The sequence below is a fragment of the Mycolicibacterium sarraceniae genome (genome assembly GCF_010731875.1).
Lineage (GTDB): Bacteria > Actinomycetota > Actinomycetes > Mycobacteriales > Mycobacteriaceae > Mycobacterium > Mycobacterium sarraceniae.
In genome coordinates this window covers 26,285-40,356 of the sequence record NZ_AP022595.1, presented here as the reverse complement: position 1 = coordinate 40,356, position 14,072 = coordinate 26,285, and the positions used below count along the sequence as shown (strand labels likewise).

The following is a 14,072-nucleotide window of genomic DNA, read 5'->3' as shown; positions in this document are numbered from 1 at the left end:
CCGCTGCCGGTCCGTCCGGCGGCCACGGTCATGTTGATCCGGGACACGCCAGAGGACAGTCTCGAGGTCTTTCTCATGCGCCGGCATCGCGCAATGGAGTTCGCCGGCGGCGTGATGGTGTTCCCCGGTGGCGGGGTCGACGACCGCGACCGCAACTCCGATATCGCCTGGTACGGCCCCGGGCCGGACTGGTGGGCGCAGCGGTTCGGGATCGACGAAGACCTCGCCGAGGCGCTGGTGTGCGCCGCCGCCCGAGAAACATTCGAGGAATCCGGTGTCCTGTTCGCCGGCCCTGCCGGTGATCCCGACAGCATCGTCGCCGACGCGTCGGTCTACGGCGGCGTCCGCGCTGCCCTGGTCGACCGCAGTCTGTCGTTCTCGGAATTCCTGCGCCGGGAAAGCCTGGTGCTGCGGGCCGACCTGCTCCGGCCGTGGGCCAACTGGGTGACTCCCGAAGAGGAGCGCACCCGCCGCTACGACACTTATTTCTTCGTCGGTGCACTTCCGGACGGCCAGCGCGCCGACGGCCACAACACCGAATCCGAGCAGGCGGCATGGACCAGCCCGATAGCGGCGCTCGAGGATTTTGCCGAGGCCCGCAGCTTCCTCCTTCCTCCGACCTGGACTCAGCTGGACTCGTTGGCCGGGCGCACCGTCGGCGAGGTGCTGGGCCTGGACCGTCAGATCGTGGCCGTTCAACCCAATCTTGCTGTCAGAGAAGGCAATTGGGAGATAGAGTTCTTCAACAGTGACCGCTACAACGAGGCCCGCAATCGCCGGGCGCCGGACGGCTACTGACGTGCGCGAGTTCGTCAGCATCCATGTCGGCGACCAGCACCCGGGCCTTGGGGTGCTACTGGTGTCGCGGCCGCCGACCAACGCGCTGACCCGGCAGACCTACCGGGAACTCATCTCGGCGACAACCGAGCTGGCCGGGCGCGCCGACATCATCACGGTCGTCCTGTTCGGCGGGCACGAGATCTTCTCCGTCGGCGACGACGTCCCGGAACTGCGCACACTGAACCGCGCCGAAGCCGAGGCCGCCGACCTGCTGCGCCGCGAGGCGATTGACGCGGTCGCCGCCATTCCCAAGCCGACGGTCGCGGCGATCACCGGCTACGCCCTGGGCGCCGGGCTGAGTCTGGCGCTGGCCGCCGACTGGCGAGTCAGCGGCGACAACGTCAAGGTGGGTGCCACCGAGATCCTGGCCGGCCTGGTCCCCGGCGGTGGTGGCGCACCGCGACTGGCGGGTGCGGTCGGGCGCGCACGGGCGAAGGACCTGGCGTTCAGTGGCCGCTTCGTCGACGCCAAAGAGGCGCTGGCGATCGGGCTGATCGACGAGATGGTGGCCCCCGACCATGTCTTCGATGCCGCCGCGGTGTGGGCGGGCCGCTTCGCCGAGGCCGCACCGAGCGCGCTGGCCGGGGTCAAGGCGCTGATCGAAGGCGGGCTCGACACCGCTGAGCAGGCGCAACGCTACGGTGAGGTCTTCGCTGCGGGCGAGAGCAGTTAGGCTGCCCTGCATGAATCCGAAGGACTCCGACACTCTGTCTGATGTCGCGGGCGACCCCGCTCCGACACCCCACGCCACCGCGGAGCAGGTGGAAGCGGCGTTGAAGGACACCAAGCTGGCCCAGATTCTGTATCACGACTGGGAGGCGGAGTCCTACGACGACAAGTGGTCGATCTCGTATGACAAACGCTGCGTGGACTACGCCCGCAACCTCTTCGATGCGACCGTGCCGCCGGAGGAGCTGCGTGAGCTGCCCTACGACCGGGCACTCGAGCTGGGCTGCGGCAGTGGTTTCTTCCTGCTCAACCTGATCCAGGCCGGCGTGGCCCGCCGCGGCTCGGTCACCGACCTGTCGCCCGGCATGGTCAAGGTCGCCACCCGTAACGGCCAGAACCTGGGCCTGGATATCGACGGTCGGGTCGCCGATGCCGAAGGCGTTCCCTACGAGGACGACACGTTCGACCTGGTCGTCGGTCATGCTGTCCTGCACCACATCCCGGATGTGGAGAAGTCGCTCCGCGAGGTGGTCCGGGTGCTCAAGCCCGGTGGCCGCTTCGTCTTCGCCGGCGAGCCCACCAGCGTCGGCAATACCTACGCCCGGTCGCTGTCGACGCTGACCTGGCGGGTCGCCACCAATGCCACCAAGATCCCCGGCCTGGAGGGCTGGCGACGGCCGCAGGCCGAACTCGACGAATCGTCGCGCGCCGCGGCGCTGGAGGCGGTCGTCGACCTGCACACCTTCGATCCCGACGATCTCGAGCGGATGGCCCGCAGTGCCGGTGCCGTCGACGTGTCGACGTCCACCACAGAGTTCACGGCCGCGATGCTGGGCTGGCCGCTGCGCACCTTCGAAGCCGCGGTGCCGCCGGGCAAGCTGGGCTGGGGTTACGCGAAGTTCGCGTTCACCAGCTGGATCGGTCTCAGCTGGATCGACGACAACGTCTGGCGTCGAGTCGTGCCCAAGGGCTGGTACTACAACGTCATGATCACCGGGGTCAAACCGTCCTGACCTTGGGGCGAGCCGAGGTCGCCTACCTCACCAGTGACGCCGGTGTGGCGGCGCTGGCCGAGGTCGCCGAGTATCCGCTGAGCGACCGCAGCCGAGTGGCCGATATCGCCGCCATCCGCAACCGGTTCGCCGAACGCGGCACCGCCCTGATCGAGACCACTCTGCTGCGCCGCAAGGCAGTCATCAAGCTTGCCGGGCTGGCCGACGTATCGGGCTGGCTGTTCACCGACGATGCGCTGCAGCAGGCCACGGCGGCACCGGTGGCCCGGCACCGGGCTGTTCGCCTGGCCGGGGCCGTGGTGCACGACGCGACCTGCTCGATCGGCACCGAGCTGGCCGCGCTGCGCTCGACCGCGGCATGGGTGCTCGGAAGCGATATCGACGAGGTACGGGTGGCGATGGCCCGCCACAACGTGCCCGATGTGGCGTTGTGCCGCGCCGACGCGCTGCACCCGGTCAGCCGCGATGCCGTGGTGCTGCTCGATCCGGCCCGCCGATCCGGCGGGCGGCGCCGCTTCGACCCGCGCGCCTACGTGCCACCGTTGGACGGGCTGCTCGACACCTATCGCGGGCGGGCCACCGTGGTGAAATGTGCGCCGGGCATCGATTTCGACGCCGTCCGCCACCTCGGCTTCGACGGCGAGATCGAGGTGACCTCGGCCGGTGGTTCAGTGCGGGAAGCCTGCCTGTGGTCGCCTGCGTTGGCCGAGCCGGGAGTGCGTCGCCGGGCCTGCGTCCTGGACCGTGACGAGGTCATCACCGATGCCGACCCCGACGACTGTCCGGCCGGCCCCGCCGGGCGCTGGATCGTCGACCCCGACGGCGCGATCGTGCGCGCCGGGCTGGTCCGGCACTATGCCGCCCGGCACGGACTGTGGCAGCTAGACCCCGACATCGCCTATCTCACTGGTGATCACGTGCCCCCGGGTGTCCGTGGTTTCGAAGTGCTCGACGAACTGCCGCTGCGGGAAAAGGTGTTACGGCAAGCGCTCTCGCAGCACGACTGCGGGCAGCTGGAGATCCTGGTGCGCGGTGTCGATGTCGACCCCGACGCGTTGCGGCGGCGGCTGCGGGTGACAGGACGCACCCCGTTGTCGCTGGTGATCACCCGGATCGGCTCGGGCGCAGGCGAACGCACTTCTGTGTTCCTGTGCCGAGTATCTGCCGGCACTTAATTGACGCGGGTACGCTGGCGGCGACGGCGCTGGTGCCGTCTTCACAGCGCGAGGACCATCGACGAATGCGCATTCTCTCCATGACCGCACTGCTGGCAGCCGGTGTTCTGCTGGGCGAGCACAGCATCGCGGTCGCCGGCGCGCGGACCGACTGCGCGGCCTTCGGCGGATCGCCTGAGGCCGGCAACATCTGCTACGTGCACAGCAGCGCACCCAGTTACACGATGGATCTGCGGTTCCCCACCAACTACGCCGACGAGCAGGCCGTCCTGGACTATGTGACGCAAAACCGTGACGGGTTCACCAACGTCGCGCAGATGCCGGCGGTGCGTGCCATGCCCTACGAAATGGACGTCACCACACAGTCATTCACCTCCGGGCCGCCCACCGGCGGCACCCAGAGTGTGGTGCTCAAGCTGTTCCAGGACATCGGAGGCGCGCACCCGACGACCTGGTACAAGGCCTTCAACTACGACGTGGCGCACAAAAAACCGGTCACCTTCGACACGCTCTTCGCGCCGGAGGCCAAACCCCTCAACGCGATATTCCCCATCGTGCAGCGCGATCTGGAGCGCCAGACCGGTCTCACCGGCGTCATCGCCACCAGTGACGCACTGGACCCGTCGCACTACCAGAACTTCGCCATCACCGACGATGCGGTGATCTTCTTCTTCAGCCAGGGTGAGCTGCTGCCATCGGATGCCGGTGCGACATCGTCGTCGGTGCCGCGGTCGGCACTACCGCCGTTGCTGCTGTAGCTACTGCGGATCGAAGCTGTACACCTGGCCCGCGCTGGTGCTCACCACGACTCGGCGATCAGCACCCACCGAGACCCCGACGGGGAAGCCGTCGGCCTCGGGCAGAGGATAGCTGTTCAGGGTGCGGCCGTTAGCGGGGTCGAACACCAGCAACGCCAGGCCCGACGGCGGGCTGCCGACCACCGTGTAGGCCACCGGGCCGGCCTGGCTCGTTGAGCTCAGCGGGGTGACGTCCTCGCGGCGCCACGCGATGTCGGCGTGGTTACCGGCGTCGGTGAGTGCGACGAGGTGGTTGTTCGGTCCGCCGCCCACGACGATACGGCCCGCTGGTGATACCGAGGGCGGTGTCTGCGGCAGGAAATCCAGCGGCACAGACCATTTCACCTTGCCATCAGAGGTGTTCAGAGCCCACAGCTTTTGATCGCGTCCGGTGATGTAGACGGTGGTGCCATCGGCGGACGCTACCGGCGCGGCCAAGACTCCGGCAGCGATGGCGTCGGTGGTCCACTCCTTGGTGAGCAACGGAGTCTGGCCGGGGTGATACTGCAGGCCCGCGAGCGTGGCCGCCTTGGCACCCGGCTGCCACAGGCTCACCACGATCGTGCGGGTCTTCTCGGCGTAGGCCGGTGGTGCGGCTACCGGGCATTGCGGCCCGGCATGGGCGCAGTCGGCCAGCCCGCGGGTGGAGTCTGTCGGGTCGATCCCCTCGACGAGATCCAGCGGGGTTCCGGTCACGTCGCCGCGATGCGAGTCGAACACCAGTACCTGGCCGAGATGAGTGACTACCAGGAGTTGGCCGCCGCCGAGAAACCTTGCGGTGGTAGGCATTCCGATGACGTTTCGGCGCCAGCGGATCCACTGGGTCGGCGGGTAGGCCTGCATGGCCCCGGGCTGGCCGATGAAGAGATTGTCGAACTGATCGAACAACGGGCTGGCGAACCCGCCGCCCAGCACCTGCCGGATGCACCAGCGCTGCCGGCCGTTGTTGTCGTTCTCCCAGACCATCAGCGAGCAGCCGCCGGCCGTCTGGCCGTTCACCGCGAGGTAGCCGATATCGCCCAGCGCGGCACCCGCACCCAGCTCGCCTTTGACTGATCGGCTCCACATCAGCCGCAGCGCCGACGCCCCGCCGGTGGCGGTGTAGCTGCTGTTGGCGGCGTCGCCGTATTGGGCAGACCAGCCGTGCGCCGCGGTGGAGTCAACCCAGGAGTCGGTGTTGCCACACCCGCCCAAGCCGGTCGCGACCAGCGCGGCCAACGCCGACACCAGCAATCGCCGCAGCACCCGTGTCACCTTTCCATCACGCCATCGAAGAACCGGACAGTACAGGCGAGGGTAACCCGCGCCGCAGCTGACGTTAGGCTCTCAGCCCATGACGTCGATGTGGGGTTCGCCGATCCACAAGCGGTGGGTGGGCTCGCGCCTGCGTGATCCGCGCCAGGCCAAGTTCCTGACCAAGGATTCGCTGCGCTGGGTTATCGCCAATAAGGCGTATACGCCCTGGTACCTGGTGCGCTACTGGCGGCTGCTGAAGTTCAAGCTGGCCAACCCGCACATCATCACCCGGGGCATGGTGTTCCTCGGCAAGAACGTCGAGATCCACGCCACCCCCGAGCTGGCCCAGCTGGAGATCGGCCGCTGGGTGCACATCGGGGACAAGAACACCATCCGCGCCCATGAGGGATCGCTACGCTTCGGCGACAAGGTGGTGCTGGGCCGCGACAACGTCATCAACTGCTACCTGGACATCGAGCTGGGTGACTCGGCGCTGATGGCCGACTGGTGCTACGTCTGCGACTTCGACCACAAGATGGACAACATCGAGATGCCGATCAAGGACCAGGGCATCGTCAAGAGCCCGGTCCGCATCGGCCCGGACACCTGGATCGCGGCGAAGGTGACCGTGCTGCGGGGCACCACGGTCGGGCGCGGTTGTGTGCTCGGGGCCCACGCCGTGGTCAAGGGCGACATCCCGGATTTCTCCATCGCCGTCGGCTCACCGGCGAAGGTGGTCAAGAACCGCAAACTGGCCTGGGACACCTCCGCTGCCCAGCGTGCCGAGCTGGCCGCTGCGCTGGCCGACATAGAGCGCAAGAAGGCTTCTCGTCTACAGGCTTAGGTTCGGTGCTGCGCGCCGACATCGAGTCTGCGCTCGAAACGACGACACGCCGAAGACCTACGCGCTAACCGCAGAACCGATGCGCTGACCGCAGAATCATGAGCGTCCCGGCAACGCGTGCTCGATAATCGGCCGGCGGGGCAGCGGATCGCGTTCGTGGCGCTTGGCGGCCAGATAGACCTGGGCCGTCTCGGCGGCCACCGTGTGCCAGTCGAAATCGGAGTTCAGCCGTGCCCGTGCGGCGTTCGCCCGCTGTTGTGCGGCTGCAGGATCGTCGAGGACGCGGCGCACCGCGTCGGCCAGCGCCGCCACATCGCGCGGCGGGAAGGACACCCCGGTCTCGCCGTCGATGACGGCCTCGCCGAGCCCGCCGACGTTGGAGGTGACCAACGGTGCCCCGGCCGCGGCGGCTTCCAGGGCGGCGATGCCGAACGGCTCGTAGTGACTGGGCAGCACCGCGGCATCGGTCTGATGCAACAAGCGCAGCAGCTCGTCGTGGTCGACTCGGCCGACGAAGCGAACCGCTTTGAGCACCTTGTGCTTTCGGGCCACCTCGACGAGCCAGTCCTGCTGGGTGCCGTCACCGGCGATCGTCACCGTGGTGCCGGGATGGGTGCGCCGGATGCGGGGGAGTGCGGCGATCGCCTCGTGCACGCCCTTCTCGTATTCCAGCCGACCGATGTACAACAGCTCCGGTGGTCCGGTGCGAGCGCGGCGAGGTGCGAACGGCCAACGGCTCGAATCGATTCCGTTACGGATGACGACGATCTCACCGAGATCGGGGCCGAACAGGTCGGTGATCTCGTCCGACATTGACGCCGAGCAGGCGATCAGCGAATCGGACTCCCGGACGAACCACGACTCCACGGCGTGCACCTGGCGGCTGATCTGCCCGGAAACCCAGCCGGAATGTCGACCGGCTTCGGTGGCGTGAACTGTGGAAACCATTGGTACGTCGAAGAATTCGGCTAGTGCGATCGCCGGGTGGGCGACCAGCCAGTCGTGGGCGTGCACCACGTCTGGCTGCCAACCCTTGGCGTGCAGGGTCAGCCCTGCGCGGGTCATCGCATGCCCCATCGCCAGGGTCCACGCCATCAGATCGGTGCCGAATTCAAACTCGTGCGGATCTTGGGCGGCGGCGATCACCCGCACACCCTCGTGGACCTCGTCGGTGGTCGGATGCGTGCTGGGATCGGTGCCCGACGGGCGACGAGACAGCACCACCACGTCGTGGCCGTCGGCGGCCAGCGCGGTCGCGAGTTGGTAGACATGCCGGCCCAGACCGCCGATGATCACCGGCGGGTATTCCCACGACACCATCAGGATCTTCACGGCAGCCGCCTCGCGTCGAGAGCGCCGAACAAACCGTCGGCGCGGTTCCAGCCGGCGGCCAGCCGCTCTGCCGCGTCACGGCGTCCCGAGGCCAGCGCATCGGAGATCTCCCGCGCGGCATGCGCGTGTAGATGCGCCCGATAGCGGGCGTAATCGGCCGCGGAATCCTTGCTGACCATGAACGGCCAGTCGCTGGACACGGTCAGCAGTGTCTCGCGCAGGATCTGATCGGCGACGAAATCCCTTCCCGGGGAAACGTCGTGCGCCAATGCCTTGTCGATGGTTGCCAGTGCGGTCTCGACCACCTCAGTGTTCAGCTGGACCAGATCGGCCACCTGTTCACCGGACCACACCTGCCAGTCCTTGCCGGATCCCCAAGAGCTGGGCGGTAATTCGACGGGTGTGCCGACATACCCGCCGGCCAGCGCGTCGTTCAGGGTTCCGACGTGCACACCGGCCCCGGGCAGTGCGCGCAGCAGTCGCGCGAGCCAGATCGGTCCCTCGTACCACCAATGTCCGAACAACTCGGTGTCGAAGGCGGCGACGACGTGGGCCGGACGGCCGATGCGCTCCGATTCGGAGATCAGCCGCTGGCGAACCACGCCAACGAAATCCGCGACGTGCGCGTCGATCGCCGCCTCGGCGCGCTGCGGGTCATACGGCGCCTTCGCGTCGGAGTCCACATTGCGGCCGGTGACCCGGGCGGGCTTGAGGCCGGTGAGGTGGTCGTAGGTGTGGAAGTCGCGGTAGGCGGCATGGCCGGGGTAGCCCGACTTCGGCGACCACACCCGGTAGCTGACCTGTAGGTCGCGGCCGAACGCCACCACATCCGTCGACCCGACCGGCCGGCCCAGGGTGGTGTCGCCGTGCAGTGAGGGCCCGTCGACCATGAAGTGCCCGACGCCCGCGGCCGCGTAGTCATGTTCCATGCCTGGGGCATAAGCACATTCGGGCGCCCAGATGCCCTTCGGCGTGTGATTGAAGCGCTGACCGGCGTCGGCCAGCCCCTCGCGCAGGGCGAATTCACGCAGCCGCGGGTTGAGCAGCGGCTGGAACGGGTGGGCCAGTGGGCCGCCGAGCAATTCCACGGTGCCGGCGTCGATCAGCTCGCGCAGCAATGGGCTGGCACCGTGCCGCCATAGCGTGCCGAACTCCTCGATCGCACGGCTGGCTTCGTCGTACTCCCGAATGCCGAACTCGCGCAATGCTTCCGGGGCGGTGGCGGTACCGGACTCGGCACCGGTCGGGGTGCGTAGGTTTGCGGCCTCTAGCGCCCTCAGCTGCCAGTTAGCCAGCCAGCGGTGCATACCGTCCAGGCAGTAGGGGTCGTCGAGCTGGGCGGTGACCACCGGCGTCATACCCAGGGTGAGCACGCCGCGGCGGCCTTCGGCGGCCAGGGTGCGCAGCACCCGCATCAGCGGGAGGTAGGCCGCCGACCACGATTGGTAGAGCCATTCCTCGCCGACGGGCCAGCGGCCGTGATGGGCCAGCCACGGCAGGTGGGTGTGCAGGACCAGGGTGAACTGGCCGGGTATTGGGCTCGCGCTCTCCTGTTGATTCGCTCCGCAAGCGTCGCTCATGCGCGCACCGCGATCGCCACCAGATCCAGGCTGTCGTCGATATCGCGCTGTCCGGAATCCAGCAGGTCGAAGTCTTCGCAGCGCACCGCCGCCACATCGGCCAGCAGGTCCTCGGGCCACGCGGCGTCGGCCAGCGCGCGTTCGATCTGGGCGTCGATGATCGAGCCGCCGTGGCGCTCGTCGAGCGCGACCAGGCCCGGGCCGTGAAACACCCCACTCATCGACTGCACGTCGAAGAAGCCGCCGTCGGTCAGCAACTCGGCCAATTCCGCGGCGTTGAGCTCGCGGGTGTGGAAAGGGTTGATCGGGGTGTCACGGCCGGGGGAGAAGGTGATCCGATTCGGGGTCGACATCAACAACAAACCGCGAGGTCGCAGCACCCGCGCGCATTCGGCGACAAACTGTGGCTGATCCCACAAATGCTCGATGACCTGGAAGTTCACCACAACGTCAACCGAGGCATCGGGCAGCGGGAGGGCGGCTAGATTGCCCGCCAGCATTTTCACCCGGGGGTAGCGAGCCTGCACGTGGGCCACGGTGGCCTCGTCGTAGTCCACGGCCACCACCTGGCGGGCAACCGAGGCGATCAAATCGGCGCCGTAGCCCTCGCCGCAACCCGCCTCGAGCACATCCCGACCTGCGCAAAGGTCCAACAGGCGGCCGTAAACCACCTCATGGCGGCGGAACCAGTAGTTCTCTTCCGCCAGCCCGGGGATGGTCCGCTCGCCGGTCAGCGGCAGCCCGCTGTCACCTGCGTCAGTCACGAATGCGCTCATTGCAAGGCAGGCTAACCCGAAGTCGGCTGTTCGCGAACTGCTCGGTACCTATGGGCTGCCAATACACAAACTTCGACCAGCTATGGTGTTTCTGCGAACCACTCTAAGTTACTCCCCAGTAACATGATGTGAATTGCGGAATGACCAAAAGTCTTGCGACCTTCCCTGGTCGCAAGACGCCTGCCAGGAGGACGTAGAAGACTCATGACGAACATCGTGGTCCTGATCAAACAGGTCCCAGACACGTGGTCCGAGCGCAAGCTGTCCGACGGTGACTACACGCTCGATCGCGACGCCGCGGACGCCGTGCTGGACGAGATCAACGAGCGCGCGGTCGAAGAAGCCCTGCTGATCAAGGAAAAAGAGGGCGGCGAGGGCACCGTGACCGTGCTGACCGCCGGCCCGGAGCGCGCTACCGAGGCGATCCGCAAGGCACTGTCGATGGGTGCCGACAAGGCCGTGCATCTGCTGGATGCCGGCCTGCACGGCTCCGACATGGTGCAGACCGGATGGGCCCTGGCGCGCGCGCTGGGCGCTATCGAGGGCACCGAGCTGGTCATCGCCGGTAACGAGGCCACCGACGGCACCGGTGGTGCGGTTCCGGCGATCATCGCCGAGTACCTGGGCCTGCCCCAGCTGACGCACCTGCGCAAGGTCACCGTCGAGGGCGGCAAGATCACCGGCGAGCGGGAGACCGACGACGGCGTGTTCACCGTCGAGGCCTCGCTGCCCGCGGTCATCAGCGTCACCGAGAAGATCAACGAGCCGCGCTTCCCGTCCTTCAAGGGCATCATGGCCGCGAAGAAGAAGGAAGTAGCCACCCTCACGCTGGCCGAGATCGGTGTCGAGGGCGACGAGGTCGGCCTGGCCAACGCCGGCACGACGGTGACGGCGTCCACGCCGAAGCCGCCGAAGACCGCGGGCGAGAAGATCACCGACGAGGGCGAAGGCGGCAAGAAGATCGCCGAGTACCTGGTTGCCCAGAAGATTATCTAGTTCCTTCCCCGGACCCGAAAGACTAAGAGGCTGAACAGCTATGGCTGAAGTACTTGTGCTCGTCGAGCACGCCGAAGGTGCGGTGAGGAAAGTCACCGCCGAGCTCATCACCGCCGCCCGCGCACTGGGCGAGCCCGCTGCCGTCGTGATCGGTGCCGAAGGCACCGCCGCGCCGCTGGTCGATGATCTCAAGGCCGCCGGTGCGGCCAAGATCTACGTCGCCGAATCGGCTGACGCCGAGGGCTACCTGATCACCCCGTTCGTCGACGTTCTGGCGTCGCTGGTGGAGTCGGCCGCTCCGGCCGCGGTGCTGCTGGCCGCCAACGCCGACGGCAAGGAGATCGCCGGCCGGTTGGCCGCCCGCACCGGTGCGGGTGTGCTGTCCGACGTGATCGAGGTCAAAGAAGGCGGGGTGGGCATCCACTCGATCTTCGGCGGTGCTTTCACCGTCGAGGCCAAGGCCAACGGCGACACCCCGGTGATCACCCTGCGTCCCGGCGCGGTTGACGCGGCACCTGAGGCCGGTGCCGGCGAGCAGGTCAGCGTCGAGGTGCCGGCTCAGGACGAGAACGCCACCAAGATCACCAAGCGTGAGCCCGCCGTGGCCGGCGACCGTCCGGAGCTCACCGAGGCCAGCGTTGTGGTCTCCGGTGGCCGTGGTGTCGGCAGCGCCGAGAAGTTCACGGTCGTCGAGGACCTGGCCGATTCGCTGGGCGGTGCCGTCGGGGCTTCGCGTGCCGCCGTTGATTCCGGCTACTACCCGGGCCAGTTCCAGGTGGGGCAGACCGGCAAGACGGTCTCGCCGCAGCTGTACATCGCGCTGGGCATCTCCGGGGCGATCCAGCACCGCGCCGGTATGCAGACGGCGAAGACGATCATCGCGGTGAACAAGGACGAGGAAGCTCCGATCTTCGAGATCGCCGATTACGGCATCGTGGGCGACCTGTTCAACGTCACCCCGCAGCTGACCGAGGCGGTCAAGGCCCGCAAGGGTTAATTAACGTCCGAAAAGCCCCCGGCACCGGTTTCCGGTGTTCGGGGGCTTCTCGCATCTATTGGTCATCGAGAGTGCACGAACACGTCACGCGGGCGTTGTCAGCCCGCCGAACGCCTCAGCGACCGTTCAGCTATGAGCACTGCCTCTGTACTCATAGCCCCGGACCAGAACGAGACTGCCGCCGTGCGCGGCCCCCGCTACTCGCTCCTGCTGTCCACCGACCCCACCCTCATCGACGCGGCCCAGCGGCTGCGCTATCAGGTGTTCACCACTGAACCCGGTTACACCCTGCCCGCCGATGGCGACGGCCGTGACGCGGATCGCTTCGACGAATTCTGCGACCACCTTCTGGTTCGTGAAGACCTCTCGGGTGAGATCGTCGGGTGCTACCGCATGTTGCCGCCGCCCGGCGCGATTGCTGCCGGAAGTCTCTACACCGCAACGGAATTCGATGTCAGCGCACTGGACGCGCTACGGCCGTCGCTGGTGGAGATGGGCCGGGCGGTCGTGCGCGGCGACCACCGCAACGGCGCGGTGGTGCTGCTCATGTGGGCTGGCATCCTGGCCTACCTGGACCGCTGCGGCTACGACTATGTCACCGGCTGCGTCTCGGTGCCGACTCACCCAGAAGACCCGGCGGCAGCTCCCGGCTCTCAGGTCCGCGGGGTCCGCGACCTCGTGCTGCGCCGCCATGCCGCGGCCCCCGAGCACACGGTGTACCCGTACCGGCCGATCGTTCTCGACGGCGTCGGCCTCGACGACATCGAGCCCCCGGCCCGGCCGACGATCCCGCCCCTGATGCGCGGCTACCTGCGGCTGGGCGCCCGGGTCTGCGGTGAGCCGGCCCACGATCCGGAGTTCGGTGTCGGCGATTTCCCCGCGCTGCTGGACAAACGGGATGCCGACGTCCGCTACCTCACCCGGTTGCGGTCAGTCTCGGCGGCCAGCGAGATGGCCGGCGGTATGGGGGAGACAGCATGACAGTTCAGGATCACGCCTGGTTGCCCCGGGCGCTGTGTGACGACAGCTGTGTGCGTGCCGGTGGCGCGCCCCCGGCACGGCGGGTGATCGTGACGGTGCGCGCCACGCTGCGCATCTCCGCGACGCTGATGCTGTTGCTGATGGTGCCGCTGCTGGCGGTGCCGCTGCCCGGGCGGGGACGCATCCAGCGGGCGTACTGCCGGACCTTCTTGCGCTGTCTCGGCGTGCGAATCACCGTGTCGGGCGGCCCCATTCGGAACCTGCGGGGCGTCCTGGTGGTCAGCGGCCACGTCTCCTGGATCGACATCTTCATCATCGGCTCGGTACTGCCCGGTGCCTTTGTTGCTCGGGCCGACCTGATCGACTGGCCCGCCGTCGGGCTCGCCGCGCGGATCATGAAGGTCATCCCCATCGACCGCGGCAGCCTGCGCAGGCTGCCGCACGTGGTCGCACAGGTGGCCGATCGGCTGCGCAACGGGCAGACCGTCGTCGCCTTCCCGGAGGGCACCACCTGGTGCGGACTGGCTTACGGCCAGTTCCGTCCGGCGATGTTCCAGGCCGCCGTCGACTCGGGCCGGCCGGTCCAGCCGTTGCGGCTGACCTATCACCACCGCGACGGACGGCCCTCGACGGTGGCGGCGTTCGTCGGGGATGACACGCTGTGGCAGTCGCTGAGCCGCACGGTTCGGGCCCGGCTGACCGTCGTCGACGTCGAGGTCACCTCCCTGGAGCTGCCCGGCGCCGACCGGCGCGAACTGGCCGCCCGCTGCGAGGTGGCGGTGCGTGGGCAGATCGCACCGCGCTTCGAGCACGCTCACGGCCTGGCTGGATAGGCC

14 protein-coding genes are annotated in these 14,072 nt (G+C 67.9%); 10 read left to right on the top strand and 4 right to left on the bottom strand.

Annotated features, from left to right (window positions below; translation table 11 throughout):
- The first annotated feature begins 30 nt into the window (after positions 1 to 30).
- From G6N13_RS00205 to G6N13_RS00185, 5 genes are all read left to right on the top strand, one after another.
- The gene (locus G6N13_RS00205; RefSeq protein ID WP_235678126.1) at positions 31 to 798 is read left to right on the top strand and encodes an NUDIX hydrolase; all 768 of its coding nucleotides are present in this window, start codon (positions 31 to 33) and stop codon (positions 796 to 798) included.
- Position 799: 1 nt separating this feature from the next.
- Positions 800 to 1,513 carry an enoyl-CoA hydratase gene (locus G6N13_RS00200; RefSeq protein WP_163694327.1) on the top strand — a complete coding sequence of 238 codons (714 nt, stop codon included), beginning with the start codon at positions 800 to 802 and terminating at the stop codon, positions 1,511 to 1,513.
- Between the two features lie 10 nt (positions 1,514 to 1,523).
- Positions 1,524 to 2,522, top strand: a complete 999-nt coding sequence (locus G6N13_RS00195; RefSeq protein WP_163694326.1) for a class I SAM-dependent methyltransferase — start codon at positions 1,524 to 1,526, stop codon at positions 2,520 to 2,522.
- Positions 2,519 to 3,697, top strand: a complete 1,179-nt coding sequence (locus tag G6N13_RS00190; RefSeq protein ID WP_407663953.1) for a THUMP-like domain-containing protein — start codon at positions 2,519 to 2,521, stop codon at positions 3,695 to 3,697. The genes G6N13_RS00195 and G6N13_RS00190 overlap by 4 nt, the downstream gene beginning before the upstream one ends.
- A 65-nt stretch (positions 3,698 to 3,762) precedes the next feature.
- Positions 3,763 to 4,455 carry an esterase gene (locus G6N13_RS00185; RefSeq protein ID WP_163694325.1) on the top strand — a complete coding sequence of 231 codons (693 nt, stop codon included), beginning with the start codon at positions 3,763 to 3,765 and terminating at the stop codon, positions 4,453 to 4,455.
- On the opposite strand, the gene G6N13_RS00180 is transcribed toward G6N13_RS00185, so the two are convergent.
- Positions 4,456 to 5,739 carry a BamB-related PQQ repeat family beta-propellar protein gene (locus tag G6N13_RS00180; RefSeq protein WP_163694324.1) on the bottom strand — a complete coding sequence of 428 codons (1,284 nt, stop codon included), beginning with the start codon at positions 5,737 to 5,739 and terminating at the stop codon, positions 4,456 to 4,458.
- An 88-nt stretch (positions 5,740 to 5,827) separates the two neighbouring features.
- Here G6N13_RS00180 and G6N13_RS00175 point away from each other — a divergent pair, with 88 nt between their 5' ends.
- Positions 5,828 to 6,574 (top strand): acyltransferase, encoded by a 747-nt coding sequence (locus G6N13_RS00175; protein WP_163694323.1) that lies wholly within the window; start codon positions 5,828 to 5,830, stop codon positions 6,572 to 6,574.
- A gap of 96 nt (positions 6,575 to 6,670) precedes the next feature.
- Here the strand turns inward: G6N13_RS00175 and G6N13_RS00170 are convergent, their stop codons facing one another.
- The 3 genes from G6N13_RS00170 to G6N13_RS00160 are packed head-to-tail and all read right to left on the bottom strand — an operon-like array spanning position 6,671 to position 10,262.
- Positions 6,671 to 7,906, bottom strand: coding sequence for a glycosyltransferase family 4 protein (locus tag G6N13_RS00170; protein WP_163694322.1), 1,236 nt, complete (start codon positions 7,904 to 7,906; stop codon positions 6,671 to 6,673).
- Entirely contained in the window at positions 7,903 to 9,486 is a 1,584-nt protein-coding gene (locus G6N13_RS00165; protein ID WP_163694321.1) for a 1,4-alpha-glucan branching protein domain-containing protein, read from the bottom strand. The genes G6N13_RS00170 and G6N13_RS00165 overlap by 4 nt, the downstream gene beginning before the upstream one ends.
- Positions 9,483 to 10,262 (bottom strand): class I SAM-dependent methyltransferase, encoded by a 780-nt coding sequence (locus G6N13_RS00160; RefSeq protein WP_163694320.1) that lies wholly within the window; start codon positions 10,260 to 10,262, stop codon positions 9,483 to 9,485. The genes G6N13_RS00165 and G6N13_RS00160 overlap by 4 nt, the downstream gene beginning before the upstream one ends.
- 204 nt (positions 10,263 to 10,466) lie before the next feature.
- Between G6N13_RS00160 and G6N13_RS00155 the strand changes: the two genes are divergently transcribed.
- The 4 genes from G6N13_RS00155 (at position 10,467) to G6N13_RS00140 (ending at position 14,069) form a co-directional block, all read left to right on the top strand.
- Positions 10,467 to 11,258, top strand: coding sequence for an electron transfer flavoprotein subunit beta/FixA family protein (locus G6N13_RS00155; protein WP_163694319.1), 792 nt, complete (start codon positions 10,467 to 10,469; stop codon positions 11,256 to 11,258).
- 40 nt (positions 11,259 to 11,298) lie between these two features.
- Positions 11,299 to 12,255: an electron transfer flavoprotein subunit alpha/FixB family protein gene (locus G6N13_RS00150; protein WP_163694318.1), complete on the top strand. Its 957-nt coding sequence runs from the start codon at positions 11,299 to 11,301 to the stop codon at positions 12,253 to 12,255.
- Positions 12,256 to 12,387: 132 nt separating this feature from the next.
- Positions 12,388 to 13,236 (top strand): GNAT family N-acetyltransferase, encoded by an 849-nt coding sequence (locus G6N13_RS00145; RefSeq protein WP_163694317.1) that lies wholly within the window; start codon positions 12,388 to 12,390, stop codon positions 13,234 to 13,236.
- A complete protein-coding gene (locus G6N13_RS00140; RefSeq protein ID WP_163694316.1) occupies positions 13,233 to 14,069 on the top strand; it encodes a lysophospholipid acyltransferase family protein in 837 nt (278 codons plus the stop codon). Before G6N13_RS00145 ends, G6N13_RS00140 begins: the two co-directional genes overlap by 4 nt.
- The last annotated feature ends 3 nt before the right edge of the window (positions 14,070 to 14,072 follow it).